The sequence below is a fragment of the Nonomuraea rubra genome, from assembly GCF_014207985.1.
In the GTDB taxonomy this organism is placed as follows: Bacteria; Actinomycetota; Actinomycetes; order Streptosporangiales; family Streptosporangiaceae; genus Nonomuraea; species Nonomuraea rubra.
Genome location: NZ_JACHMI010000001.1, coordinates 9,185,669 through 9,198,353, shown reverse-complemented (window position 1 = coordinate 9,198,353; position 12,685 = coordinate 9,185,669). Strand labels below are relative to the sequence as shown.

At 73.5% G+C, this 12,685-nt stretch carries 14 protein-coding genes and 1 pseudogene; 12 read left to right on the top strand and 3 right to left on the bottom strand.

Going from position 1 to position 12,685, the window contains the following annotated elements:
* Positions 1–5: 5 nt before the first annotated feature.
* On the bottom strand, positions 6–302 hold the full coding sequence (locus tag HD593_RS42005) for a DUF3817 domain-containing protein (RefSeq protein ID WP_312904105.1): 297 nt from the start codon (positions 300–302) through the stop codon (positions 6–8).
* 148 nt (positions 303–450) lie between these two features.
* Here HD593_RS42005 and HD593_RS42000 point away from each other — a divergent pair, with 148 nt between their 5' ends.
* Positions 451–1,764, top strand: a complete 1,314-nt coding sequence (locus HD593_RS42000) for a cytochrome P450 (RefSeq protein WP_246547008.1) — start codon at positions 451–453, stop codon at positions 1,762–1,764.
* 14 nt (positions 1,765–1,778) lie between these two features.
* Positions 1,779–2,462, top strand: coding sequence for a TetR/AcrR family transcriptional regulator (locus HD593_RS41995; RefSeq protein ID WP_185108022.1), 684 nt, complete (start codon positions 1,779–1,781; stop codon positions 2,460–2,462).
* On the opposite strand, the gene tcuA is transcribed toward HD593_RS41995, so the two are convergent.
* Entirely contained in the window at positions 2,421–3,890 is a 1,470-nt protein-coding gene (gene tcuA / locus HD593_RS41990) for an FAD-dependent tricarballylate dehydrogenase TcuA (RefSeq protein ID WP_185108020.1), read from the bottom strand. The two genes, HD593_RS41995 and tcuA, sit on opposite strands and share 42 nt — an antisense overlap.
* 97 nt (positions 3,891–3,987) lie before the next feature.
* Here tcuA and HD593_RS41985 point away from each other — a divergent pair, with 97 nt between their 5' ends.
* The 10 genes and pseudogenes from HD593_RS41985 (at position 3,988) to HD593_RS41945 (ending at position 12,070) form a co-directional block, all read left to right on the top strand.
* Positions 3,988–4,992 carry a Bug family tripartite tricarboxylate transporter substrate binding protein gene (locus HD593_RS41985; RefSeq protein WP_185108018.1) on the top strand — a complete coding sequence of 335 codons (1,005 nt, stop codon included), beginning with the start codon at positions 3,988–3,990 and terminating at the stop codon, positions 4,990–4,992.
* On the top strand, positions 4,989–5,513 hold the full coding sequence (locus HD593_RS41980) for a tripartite tricarboxylate transporter TctB family protein (protein WP_185108017.1): 525 nt from the start codon (positions 4,989–4,991) through the stop codon (positions 5,511–5,513). The genes HD593_RS41985 and HD593_RS41980 overlap by 4 nt, the downstream gene beginning before the upstream one ends.
* A gap of 1 nt (position 5,514) precedes the next feature.
* On the top strand, positions 5,515–7,032 hold the full coding sequence (locus HD593_RS41975) for a tripartite tricarboxylate transporter permease (RefSeq protein WP_185108016.1): 1,518 nt from the start codon (positions 5,515–5,517) through the stop codon (positions 7,030–7,032).
* A 4-nt stretch (positions 7,033–7,036) separates the two neighbouring features.
* Positions 7,037–7,246: pseudogene (locus HD593_RS65400) on the top strand (GntR family transcriptional regulator); the annotation flags it as partial.
* 15 nt (positions 7,247–7,261) lie between these two features.
* Positions 7,262–7,717: a GntR family transcriptional regulator gene (locus HD593_RS41970; RefSeq protein WP_221525256.1), complete on the top strand. Its 456-nt coding sequence runs from the start codon at positions 7,262–7,264 to the stop codon at positions 7,715–7,717.
* A gap of 435 nt (positions 7,718–8,152) precedes the next feature.
* A complete protein-coding gene (locus HD593_RS41965; RefSeq protein ID WP_185108015.1) occupies positions 8,153–8,608 on the top strand; it encodes a MarR family winged helix-turn-helix transcriptional regulator in 456 nt (151 codons plus the stop codon).
* Positions 8,605–9,537, top strand: a complete 933-nt coding sequence (locus tag HD593_RS41960; protein ID WP_185108014.1) for an ABC transporter ATP-binding protein — start codon at positions 8,605–8,607, stop codon at positions 9,535–9,537. Before HD593_RS41965 ends, HD593_RS41960 begins: the two co-directional genes overlap by 4 nt.
* The gene (locus tag HD593_RS41955; RefSeq protein WP_185108013.1) at positions 9,497–10,357 is read left to right on the top strand and encodes an ABC transporter permease; all 861 of its coding nucleotides are present in this window, start codon (positions 9,497–9,499) and stop codon (positions 10,355–10,357) included. Before HD593_RS41960 ends, HD593_RS41955 begins: the two co-directional genes overlap by 41 nt.
* A 77-nt stretch (positions 10,358–10,434) precedes the next feature.
* Complete coding sequence (locus HD593_RS41950; protein ID WP_185108012.1) at positions 10,435–11,508, top strand: Gfo/Idh/MocA family protein; 1,074 nt, start codon at positions 10,435–10,437, stop codon at positions 11,506–11,508.
* A 16-nt stretch (positions 11,509–11,524) separates the two neighbouring features.
* A complete protein-coding gene (locus HD593_RS41945; RefSeq protein ID WP_312904102.1) occupies positions 11,525–12,070 on the top strand; it encodes an NUDIX hydrolase in 546 nt (181 codons plus the stop codon).
* Here HD593_RS41945 and HD593_RS41940 read toward each other — a convergent pair.
* Positions 11,969–12,682, bottom strand: coding sequence for a histidine phosphatase family protein (locus HD593_RS41940; RefSeq protein ID WP_312904100.1), 714 nt, complete (start codon positions 12,680–12,682; stop codon positions 11,969–11,971). The two genes, HD593_RS41945 and HD593_RS41940, sit on opposite strands and share 102 nt — an antisense overlap.
* Between the last annotated feature and the right edge of the window lie 3 nt (positions 12,683–12,685).

Here is a 12,685-nt window from a genome sequence, read left to right as displayed (position 1 = left end):
TCAGGTCAGGCGAGCTGCCCGGCCGCCGTGCGCGCCGCCATCCGCCGCTCGAACCACAGCGACGTGAACGGCGGCACCGCGCAGGCCAGCCCGAGCACCACCGCGCCCCGGCTCCAGCCCGCCTCCCGGGCCGACAGCAGCACCCCGGCCACGTACAGGACGAACAGCGCCCCGTGGATCGGGCCGAAGATCTTCACGCCGAGCTCGCCGGTCTCGGTCACGTACTTGAAGAACATCCCGACGAGCAGGCCCGCCCACGAGCACGCCTCGGCCACCGCCACAGCCCGGAACCAATGCAGCACGATCCACCCTTTCACCCGGTATCGCGCTCACTCTACAAGCTGTAGAGGACCGCGACTTCATCGGACAAACGTGCACGACATGCATTGATGCGCGTCGTGCACGTTTCGTGTGTAGAGTGGCGGCGACGATCGAGACGAGGACGTGGTGATGGCGATTTCCGACGAGCAGACCGACGGCCGGCGCGTGACGGAGTCCCCGACGGGGATCCGCCGCATGTTGCCGGCGGACCTGGTGGACCGGGGCGGCTGCCCGTTCGACCCGCCGCCCGGCGTACGGCAGCGGCGCGGCCAGGGAGCGGTCCAGCCGCTCCAGCTCCTCAACGGCGCCCCCACCTGGATGGTCACCGGCCTGCACGAGGCCCGCGCCGTCCTGGCCGACCCCCGCTTCAGCGCCGACCGGGTGCGGTACCCCGACGTCACCAAACTGCAGCCGCACGAGGTCGAGCAGCTCGCCGCCGCCTCAGGAAGCGGCGAGGGCGGCACCGCCGTCGCGCCGAAGGTGGACAGCCGCGCCGACGGGATGTTCGTCTTCATGGACCCGCCCGAGCACACGCGCCTGCGGCGGCTGCTGACCGGCCAGTTCACCGTCCGGCGGATGCGCGCGCTGGAGTCACGGCTGCGCGAGATCGCCGTGGAGCACATCGAGGCCATGCGGGCCGACGGCACCGAGGCCGACCTCGTGCCCGCGTACGCGCTGCCGATCCCCTCGCTGGCCATCTGCGAGCTGCTCGGCGTCGACTACGCCGACCGGGCCGAGTTCCAGGAGCGCACCGCCATCGCGCTGAACTCCACCACCCCCGACGACGAGCGGATGCGGGCCGGCCTCGAGCTGTACGGCTTCATCCAGGGCCTGGTGGCGGCCAAGCGGGAGAACCCGGGCGACGACATCCTGTCGGGCCTCGTCCACGACGCCGACCCGCCGCTGACCGACGCCCAGCTCACGGACATGGCCCTGGTGCTGCTCGGCGCCGGCCACGAGACCACCGCCAACATGCTCGGCCTGGGCACCTTCGCGCTGCTGGAGCACCCCGACCAGCTCGCCGCGCTGCGCGCCGACCCGGCGCTGATGGACAACGCGATCGAGGAGCTGCTGAGATACCTGTCCATCATCCAGCTGGGCGTCAGCCGGGTGGCCGTCGAGGACGTCGTGATCGCCGGGGTGAAGATCCCGGCGGGCGCCACGGTGATCATCGCTACGCCCGAGGTCAACCGCGACCCCCGTCACTGGGACGACCCCGACCGCCTGGACGTGCACCGGCCCCGCACCTCGCACCTGGCCTTCGGCCACGGCATCCACCAGTGCCTGGGCCAGCAGCTCGCCCGGGCGGAGATGAAGGTGGGCCTGACCGAGCTGATCACCCGGATGCCGGGCCTGCGCCTTGCCGTGCGCGCCGACCAGGTGCCGCTGCGCAACGAGATGCTCATCTTCGGCGTGCACTCCCTGCCGGTCACGTGGGCCTGAACGAGCCCGTTCCCGTGACCGGGCGCCGGGAGCGCAAGAAGCAGGCGACCAGGGCCGCCCTGCGCGAGGCGGCCCTGCGGCTGGCGCTGCGACACGGCGTGGAGCACGTCACCGTCGAGCAGATCGCCTCCGAGGCCGACATCGCGCTGCGCACGTTCTTCAACTACTTCTCCAGCAAGGAGGAGGCGGTGGTGGCGGCCGCCGCGGCCGGGGCGGAGGCGGTCATCGCCGAGTTCCGCGCCAGGCCCGCCGGCGAGTCGGTGCTGCGGGCGCTGCGCGAGGCGGTGCTCACCGTCGTCGACCGGGACCACGCGGCCGGCCACGACTACATCAGGGCGAGCCGGCTCATCCGCAGGACGCCGTCGCTGCGGCCTCACGAGCTGGCCGTGCTGGCCGCCCAGGAGAAGGCGCTCGCCGACGCCATCACCGGGCGCCTCAGTCCCGCCCCGGCCGGGATCTATCCGGCGCTGTGCGCGGCGACGGCGCTCACGGCGCTGCGCGTGGTGCTGGGCCGGTGGCTGGAGCACGCCGGCGACTCCGAGGAGGCGCCGCCCATGGCCGTCCTGCGCGAGGAGATCGACCAGGCCATCGCCGCCCTCGCGGCCGGCCTGGACCGCCCGGGGAGGCCACCTGAGGGTGACTCTGATGCCTCCGGATCAGGCCAGCGAGCCGGCGCGGCGGCCGAAGACGGCCCCTGAGGTGAGGCCCGTGCCGCCCGGGTAGTTGCCGCTGAACAGGCCGCCGAGCATCTCGCCGCAGACCAGCAGCCCGGGGATGGGGTCGCCGCCGCCGTCGAGCACCCGGCCGTGGGTGTCGGCGTGCAGCCCGCCGAAGGTGAACGTGATGCCGCATGTCACCGGGAACGCGTAGAACGGCGGCACCTCCAGCGGGATGGCCCAGTTCGACTTCGGCGGCGTCGTGGCGGCCGCGCGCCCGTCCAGCACGGACAGGTCGAGCGGCACCGACCGGTCGATCGAGGCGTTGAACTCCTCGACCGTCCCACGCAGCGCCGCCGCGTCCACGCCCATGCCCGCGGCCATCTCCTCGATCGTCTGCCCTGTCACGACGGACGCGCCCGGCATGTCGTACTCCTCGACCCGCAGCTTGGGCCGCGTGGTGGCGTCGAAGAGCTGGAAGGCCACGCCGCCCGGCTGGGCGAGGATGCGCGCGCCGTACTTGGCGTAGGTGAGGTTGCGGAAGTCGGCGCCCTCGTCGAGGAAGCGCCGCCCGTCGGCGTTGACCACGATGCCCAGCGGGTAGCCGCCGCGCGTGAGCCGGTTGGTGAGCTCGCGGTTGCTCTCGTTCTCCGCGTGCCAGGCGTCCCAGGCGACGCTGTGGCAGGTGCCCCAGTCGCCGTGCGTCCCCGCGCCGGCGGCGATCGCCGCCGCCAGCATGTCACCGGTGTTGTACGGCGTGCCCCGCACCTTCGCCCGCTGCCAGCCCTCCCCGAGGTGCTCGCGGCGCATCCCGGCGTCGGCCTCGAACCCGCCGGCCGCGAGCACCACCGACTCCGCGCGCACCACGCCGCCGCGGCCCTCCGCGTCCTCCCAGGTCACACCGGTCACGCGGCCGCCGTCGAGCGTCAGCTCGCGGGCTCGCACGCCGTAGCGGAGCTCCACCCCGGCCTGCCGTGCCGCCCGCGTGTGCTGTTCGATCAGGCCCTTGCCACCGCCGGTGCTGCCGACGGCCAGCCCGCCCCAGAAGATCTGCCGCCCGTCGCCGCCCGGGTACGCCTGCCGCTCGTACATCAGGCGGAAGCGCAACCCCTTGCCGTGCAGCCAGCGCAGCGTCCGGGCGCTCTCGGCGATCAGCACCTCGGTGAGCGCCTTGTCGTTGCGACCACCGGTGACCTTGGCCATGTCCGCCGCGAACTCCGCCGCCGGGTACGCGGGCAGCACGGTGCCGGCGTGCCGGTCGTCGGGGTCGAGCAGGCCGGCGAGGCCGCCGAGCCCGTCGTGCACGACGCGGAACGCTCCTGCGGTGTAGTAGCTGTTGCCGCCCGCCCCCTCCTCGGGGCCCTTCTCCAGCAGGAGAACGCGGCGCCCGCGCTCCGCGGCGGCGTGCGCGGCACTGAACCCGGCGTTGCCCCCGCCGACCACCACCACGTCGAACTCGTCGGGTTGCATCGTGTCCTCCAAAGTCTTGTTCTCAATTGCATGTGAGTGTATACAGTCGTACACCATAAATTCTGACAACGGGATCCGGGGAGCGGTGAAGAGCTTGATGACAGCGATCAGGCGGTGGGCCCCGCTCGTGGTCGCGCTGCTCGCGACCGGTGCGCTCATCGTCACGGCACCGGCGGACGACCAGCGGGCCGGCTCCGCGGTGGCCCGCGCGCTCGACGGCAGGCAACTACGCATCATGGCGCCCGCAGCGCCCGGCGGCGGCTGGGACCAGACCTCGCGGGAGATGCAGGCCGCCCTGCGCGACCTGGCCGGCCGCAGCGAGGTGTACAACGTCGCGGGAGCGGGCGGCACGATCGGCCTCAGCCAGTTCGTCCGGCTGAACGGTGACCCCAGCCAGCTCATGACGACCGGCCTCATCATGATCGGCGCGGTGGAGACCAACGACTCGCCGCACTCGCTCGCCGAGACCGTGCCGCTGGCCCGGCTCACCACCGACTACCAGGTCGTCGTGGTCGCCGCGAACTCCCCGCTCAAGGACATGAAGGCGGCGGCCGAGGCCATGCGCGCCGACCTGCCGGCCGTGTCGATCTCCGGCGGCTCGGCCGGCGGCGTCGAGCAGATCCTCGCCGGGCTGATGGCCAAGGCCGTCGGCGCCGACCCGGCGAAGGTCAGCTACGTCGCCCACTCCGGCGGCGGCGAGGCGCTCACCACCCTGCTCTCCGGCCGCTCGACCCTCGGCATCTCCGGGGTGTCGGAGGTCATGCCGCAGATCAAGGCCGGGCAGGTGCGGGCACTCGCGGTGTCCAGCCCGGACCGGCTGCCCGCGCTGCCCGACGTGCCCACCCTGCGCGAGTCGGGGCTCGACGTGGAGCTGCAGAACTGGCGCGGCGTGGTCGCGCCGAAGGGCATCACGCCCGAGCAGGAACGCGCGCTGGAGCAGCTGCTGCTCGACATGACCCGGACCGACGAGTGGCGTCAGGCGCTCGCCGACCGGGGCTGGGGCGACGCCACCCTGGCAGGCCCGGAGTTCGAGGAGTTCGTCAAGTCGGAGCAGAGCCGGGTGGCGCAGATTCTCAAGGAGATCGGATTGGGGCGATCATGACCACCGGGATGAACGAGCAGGCCACAGCGGCCGCCGAGCCGGAGCCGGACCTGTCCTGCGACAGGAGGACCGCGCTCAGCTCGGCGATCTTCGGCGGCCTCATGGTCGTGGCCGGGCCGGTGATGATCGTGGACGCGCGCCGCCTGCCCGGCGACGGCAGCGCGATGGGCCCCGCCGTGATGCCGTTCGCGCTCGGCGTGCTGCTCGCGCTCACCGGGTTCTGGCTGATGTGGCGTTCCCTGCGCGACCTGCGCTCGGCCGTCCGCGGGCACCCGCTGCGCAGCCACGCCGCGCTGCGGGTGGGCGGGCTGGCCGCCGCGCTCGTGGCCTTCGCCGCGGTGCTCCCGTTCATCGGGTACGTGGCCGCCTCGGCCGCCCTCTTCGTCGTCACGGCCCTGCTGCTCGGCGCGCCGCACGGCTGGCGGCTCTACGCCGGCGGATGGGCGCTGGCGGCCCTGGCCTTCCTGACCTTCGACCGCCTCATCGGGCTCACCCTGCCCACCGGACCCTGGGGGTTCTGACATGGAGCAGATCATGCTCCTCCTGGAGGGCTTCGCCGGCGCGCTGACCCCGATGCACCTGCTGTGGGCGCTGATCGGAGTGACGATCGGCACGGCGGTCGGCGTGCTGCCCGGCATCGGCCCCGCCCTCACCGTGGCGCTGCTGCTGCCGATCACGTTCAGGCTGGAGGCCTCCGCCGCGCTCATCCTCTTCGCCGGCATCTACTACGGCGGCATGTACGGCGGATCCACCACCTCGATCCTGCTCAACACCCCTGGCGAGAGCGCCTCCATCATCGCGGCCATCGAGGGCAACAAGATGGCCCGGGCAGGCCGCGCTGCCGCGGCACTGGCCACGGCGGCGATCGGCAGCTTCGTGGCCGGCACGATCGGCACCGTCGCCCTGACCTTCCTGGCGCCCGCCGTCGCCGGGTTCGCCACCGGCTTCGGCCCGCCCGAGTACGTCGCCCTGATGGCGGTCGCCTTCACCACCGTCAGCGCCCTCCTCGGCCCGAACCTGCTCAAGGGCCTGGCCGGCCTCCTCGTCGGCATCACCATCGGCCTGATCGGCATCGACTCCCAGACCGGGCAGCCCAGGCTGGTGTTCGGGATGGAGTCGCTGCTCGACGGCATCGACGTGGTGATCGTCGTGGTCGCCCTGTTCGCGCTCGGCGAGACGTTCGCCCGCGTCATGACCGGCATCGGCCGCTCCACCGTGCAGCCGCTGCGCGAACGCGCCACGCTCTCCCGCTCCGACCTGCGCCGCTCCTGGCCCGCCTGGCTGCGCGGCACCGCGCTCGGCTTCCCCATCGGCAGCCTGCCCGCCGGCGGCGCCGAGATCCCCACGTTCCTCAGCTACACCGTGGAGAAGCGGCTGTCGCGGCACCGCCAGGAGTTCGGCCGGGGCGCCATCGAAGGGGTCGCCGGGCCCGAGGCGGCCAACAACGCCGCCGCGGCCGGCGTGCTCGTGCCGCTGCTGACGATCGGGCTGCCCACCTCGGCCACCGCCGCGGTGATCCTCACCGCGTTCCAGTCGTACGGGCTGCAGCCGGGGCCCGCGCTGTTCGAGGAGTCGGGGCCGCTGGTGTGGACCCTGATCGCCAGCCTGTACGTCGGCAACGTGATGCTGCTGCTGCTCAACCTCCCGCTGGCGAAGGTCTGGGCCAGGCTGCTCACCATCCCTCCCCACCTGATCTACGCCGCGGTGCTCATGTTCTCCGCCCTCGGCGCGTACGCGGCCGGCGGCACCGCCGCGGACCTCGTCGTCCTGTGCGCGCTCGGCCTGCTCGGGCTGCTCATGCGGGAGGCGGGCATCCCGCCGGCGCCCGCCGTGGTCGGGCTGATCCTCGGGCCGATCGCCGAGCAGCAGCTGCGCCGGGCGCTCATCCTTTCGGAGGGCAACCCGTCCATCCTGGTCTCCGGGCCGATCACGATCGTGCTCTGGATCGCGGCGGCGCTGTCGCTGCTCGTGCCGGTGCTGCTGCCGGTCGTACGCAGGCGGCGCAGCACGCTGGCGCGCGCGGGCGGGGAGCCCAAGTGACTGCATACAACGGTATGCTTCAGCTCCGGTACGGCTGCGAGGTGAGGAGGACACCCTGTCCGAGGTCTACGACCGCCTGAGAGCCGAGATCGTCGACGGCACGCTGGCCCCGGGCGCGTCCCTCGTCGAGCTCACGCTCGCCGAGCGCTACGGCACCAGCCGCACCCCCGTACGCGAGGCACTGCGCCGGCTCCAGCAGGACGGCCTGGTCGAACGCGCGGACCGCGGCATGCGGGTGCGCACCCGCAGCCCCGAGGAGATCCTGGAGATCTACGAGGCGCGCATCGCGCTCGAGGCCACCGCCGCCGCCGGCGCCGCCCAGCGCCGCAGCGACTTCGACCTCGTCCGCCTCGCCCGCGTCCACAAGTCCATGATCGCCACCGCGTCCTCGGACCCGGCGGCCATGGCCGAGGCCAACCGTGCCGTCCACGAGGCGATCTGGGCGGCCAGCCACAACGGGACCATCGTCGACCTCCTCACCCGGCTCAACAACCACCTCACCCGCTACCCGCAGACCACCCTGTCGGCGCCCGGGCGGTGGGACGAGGCGATCGCCGAGCACGCGGAGATCATCGACGCCATCGGGGGGCGGGATGCGGATCGGGCTTATGGGCTGGCGCGCGAGCACATGACCAAGGCCCGCGAACTCCGCCTCCGCATCTACGCCGACACCCCGGACGCCTAACCCACCACCCACCCACCCACCCACCCACCGCGCCGCCCGCTGCCCCACCGCACCGCCACGCCACCTGCCCGGGCCGACCCCGGCCTCGCTGCCCGGCCGGCCTTCTGCCGGCTGCCGCATCCCGCCTACGCGCCTGCCCACCGTCTCACCGCGCCGCCCGCACCGCGCCGCCCGCACCGCGCCGCCCGCACCGCGCCGCCCGCACCGCGCCGCCCGCACCGCGCCGCCCGCACCGCGCCGTACGACGCTGCCCGGCCACTCCCTCCGGCCGCTCGCGCTCCTGCGCCGCTCGCGCTCCTGCGCCGCCCGTGCTGCGCCGCCTGCGGCGCCCCGCATGCTTGCCCGGACCCCATGCGTGTACGGCTTTGGTTCGGGTATATCCGGGCTGACCTGGGCACTTCCCAATACCTCCTAAGCAGAGCTAACATTTCGGATATGAGTGCGGAAGACCTGCCCGACGCTTTTGCCGCCGTCATCGGCGGGCTGAACCGGCTGATCCGGCGCAGGGTGCGCCGGCAGATGGCCGTGCCGCCGCTGCGGGGCGCGCAGGCCGAGCTGCTGAGGCTGGTCGAGTCGAACCCGGGCATCAGCGTCTCGGCCGCGGCCAAGGAGCTCTACCTGGCGGGCAACTCGGTGTCCACGCTGGTCAACCAGCTCACGGCCGCCGGCCTGATGCGCCGCGAGACCCGTAGCGACGACCGCCGCTCGGTCCGGCTGCTGCCCACTCCCGAGGCCGAGGCGCGGCTGCGGGCGTGGCAGGAGCGGCGGGCGGCGATCGTCCGCGAGCACCTGGAGCTGCTCGGCGAGGACGACAGGGCCGCCCTGGCCGCCGCGCTCCCGGCACTGCGAAGGCTGGCCGACAGCCTGCGAGAGGAGGTGACGGCGGAATGAGCGACGACGAGGAGCCGCGCGAGGTCGCGGCGAACGGTGACCAGCCGCACACGGCGGCGGCGAACGGTGACCAGCCGCACAGGGTGGCGGCGAACGGTGACGAGCCGCGCGAGGAGGCGGTCACGGTGACGGGGCTGCGGTACGCGTTCGGCCGGGCGACCGCTGTGGACGGGCTCGACCTGACGGTGGCGGCCGGGGAGGTGTTCGGGCTGCTCGGCCCCAACGGCGCGGGCAAGACCACCGCGATCCGCTGCGTGACCACCCTGCTGCCCGTCCCGCCCGGCATGGTGCGGGTCTTCGGGCACGACGTGACCACCGACCGGATGGCGGTGCGCAGGCTGCTCGGCTACGTTCCCCAGCAGTTGTCCGCCGACAGCAGCCTGACCGGCCGCGAGAACGTCTCGCTCTTCGCCCGCGTCTTCGACGTGCCCCGCCGCGAGCGCGCCGACCGGGTCGCCCAGGCGCTGGAGGCCGTCGGGCTCTCCGAGGCCGCCGACCGGATGGCGGGCACGTACTCCGGCGGCATGGTACGCCGCCTGGAGCTGGCTCAGGCGCTGGTCAGCGCGCCGCGCCTGCTGATACTCGACGAGCCCACGATCGGGCTCGACCCCATCGCCCGCACCGGCGTGTGGGACCACATCATGGCGATCCGCGCCGCCAGCGGGATGACCGTCCTGGTCACCACGCACTACATGGACGAGGCCGACCAGTACTGCGACCGGGTGGCGCTCATGCACCAGGGGCGGGTGCGCGCGCTCGGCACGCCGCGCCGCCTCACCGACGACCTGCGCGCCCGCCTCGGCGACGGCACGTCCCCGACGCTGGAGGACGTCTTCCGCGACGTCGCCGGCGGCAGCCTGGACGATCTCGACAGGGGGGAGTTCCGCGATGTCCGCCGCACCCGCAACACCGCAGCCCGCGTCGGCTAGCGGCCCGGCTCCCGCGGGGCTCGGGCTGCTGCTCGTCCCGCCGCGCTCCCGGCCCGCGTGGCGGCTGATCCCGGCCAGGGTCGCCGCGATGTGCGTGGTGGAGCTGCAGAAGCTGCGCCACGACCGTACCGAGCTGTACACCCGCGCCATCCAGCCCGCGCTGTGGCTGCTGATCTTCGGTGAGACGTTCACCCGCATCAACGTGATCCCGACGGGCGGCATCCCGTACCGCGACTACCTGGCGCCGGGGATCATCGCCCAGTCCACGATGTTCATCGCCATCTTCTACGGCATCCACATCATCTGGGAGCGCGACTCGGGCGTCCTGACCAAGCTCCTGGTCACGCCGACCCCGCGGGCCGCCCTGGTGGCGGGCAAGGCGTTCGCGGCGGGGGTGAAGGCGATCGTGCAGGCCGTGGTGGTGGTGCTCATCGCCGCGCTGCTGGGCGTGGCCCTGGACCTCAACCCGCTGCACCTGCTGGGGGTGCTGGTGGCGGTGCTGCTCGGCTCGGCGTTCTTCTCCTGCCTGTCGGTGACGATCGCCGGCATCGTACGCACCCGCGACCGCCTGCTCGGCATCGGCCAGGCCATCACGATGCCGCTGTTCTTCGCCTCGAACGCGCTCTACCCGACGTCGGCCATGCCGGGCTGGCTGCAGGCCGTCAGCGCGATCAACCCGCTCACCTACGAGGTGGACGCGCTGCGCGGGCTGCTGCTGGGCATCCCCTCGCACCTGCCGCTCGACTTCGCGGTGCTGATCGTGGCCGCGGCCGCCGGCATCACGGCCGCCTCGGCGCTGCTGGGCCGCCTGGCCCGCTGACGCGCTCCCGCGACCCCCGCGGCGTCCGAGTACGCTGCTGCCGAAGCGTTCCGGCTCCCCTAGGAGGTCTGGCCCTGATGACCACGACGTTCGGCGCGATCGGCAGCGGGCGGCGGACCCGGTTCTTCCTGCGGCTGGCCGCGGCGATGCCCGACCGGCTGCGGGTCAGCGGCGTCGTGACCCGCGGCGAGGAGCGGGGCAGTCAGATCACCGCGGAGTGGGGCGTTCCGGCCTTCCGGTCGGTCGGCGAGCTGCTGCGGCACGAGCGGCCCGACTACGTCACCGCCGCGGTGCCGTGGCCCGCGATGCCGGGCGCGATCCGCGCGGTGGTCGAGCACGGGACGCCGGTCCTGGCGGAGACGCCGCCCGCGCCGGACCTGGCCGGGCTGCGCGAGCTGTGGCGCGACGTCGGCGCCACCGGCCTGGTGCAGGTGGCGGAGCAGTACCTGCTGATGCCGGGGCACGCGGCCCGGCTGGCACTCGTGCGCGCGGGCGTGATCGGCGAGCCGACCTCCGTCCAGGTCTCCTCGACCCACCTCTACCACGCCGTGTCCATGATCCGCGGCCTGCTGGGCGTCGGGTTCGAGGCCGCCGAGGTGCGCGCGGGCGCGTTCGAGGCGCCGCTCGCCGACCCGCTGGGGCCCGGCGGCTGGACGGGCGACGGCACGCCGCAGCGGCGCACCACCACCCTCGCCACCCTCGACTTCGGCGGCCGGATGGGCCTGTACGACTTCACCGACAACCAGTGGTGGAACCCGTTGCGGATGCGCCGCATCGTGGTCCGCGGCTCGACCGGCGAGCTGGTCGACGACAGGGTGGTCCGGCTGCTCGACCCGGTGACGCCGGTGGAGTCGCACCTGGTGCGGCGCGACACCGGCGTGGACCTCAGCCTGGAGTTCCGCGACCTCAAGCACATCAGCTTCGACGGCCGCGTGGTCTACCGCAACCCGTTCGACGGCGCGGGCCTGTCCGACGACGACATCGCGGTCGCCGACATCCTGGAGCGTACGGGCGCCTGGGCCCGGCAGGAGGGCCCGGCGCCGTACCCGCTGGCCGAGGCCTGCCAGGACCACCTGATCAGCCTCGCCATCGGGGAGTCGGCCAGGACCGGCGGCCCGGTCACCACCGGCAAGGAGGCGTGGGCGGCGTGAGCGGCGGAGGACACCGGTGAAGAGGCTGCTCGCCCGGCTGTGGCTCGGCATCCGCGGGTCGATGCAGTGGCGGCTGCTCTACCTGTCCCAGGCCAAGTTCATGGTCGGCGTCACGGGCGTCGTCCGCGACCGCGACGGCAACGTGCTGCTGCTGCGGCACCGCTTCTGGCCCGAGCACCGGCAGTGGGGGCTGCCGACGGGCGGGGCCAAGCGCGGGGAGACGTTCGAGCAGACGGTCGTCCGCGAGGTGCGCGAGGAGACCGGCCTGGAGGTGAGCGTGGGGGAGCTGGTGCACCTCAGGAGCGGGTTCAAGCTCAGGATCGAGATCGCGTACGCGGCCGAGTACGCCGGCGGCGGCACCATGCGGCTGAACCCGCTGGAGATCCTGGAGGCCCGCTGGTGCGCCCCCGGCGACCTCCCCGACGGCCTGCTGGAGCCGCACCGCCTGCTGATCGAGTCGTCAGGTGGGCAGCGCGGCCGTGGTGGAGAAGGCCCCGTCGAGGTGCGCGGTGTCGTTGAAGCGGCGCAGGATCCACCGGGCCTCGGCCAGCACCAGGTGTGACATCGACGCGTTGTCGGCGCCGAGGAACGCGAACGGCCGCGACCCGGTGGCCGCGGCCAGCGCCTCGGCGATCACCCCGGCGTGGGTGACCACGACGACCCGCTGGTCGGGGTGGGCGGCGGCGAGCCTGCCGAGCACCTTGCGCACCCGCTCGGCGAACGCCTCGGCCGGCTCGGCGCCCGGGATCACGTCCCAGCGCTCCTCGGCGGCCATGCGCTTGGCGACGGGGTGCCCCTCGGCGACCATGCGCCGGAACAGCCCGCCCTCCCACTCGCCGAGGTGCACCTCGCGCAGCTCGGGGTCCGTCACCGGCGTCAGGCCCAGCCGGGCGGCGAGCGGCGCGGCCGTCTGGGACGTACGCCGCAGCGAGCTGACGTAGATCGCGTCGACGCGCTCGGCGGCCAGCCGCAGCCCCACCCGCTCCGCCTGCTCGTGCCCCTCGGGCGCGAGCCCGGGGTCGCCCTGGCCGTCGACCAGGGGGAACGGCCGGTCGGCGCGGGCAGGCTCGGACTCGCCGTGCCTGACCAGCAGGATCTCGGTGGCCCCTGGCGGCGTACGGAACCGGTTCTGCCGGTACTCGACCGGCCCGCTGTTCTCAGCTCCCACAATCACCGA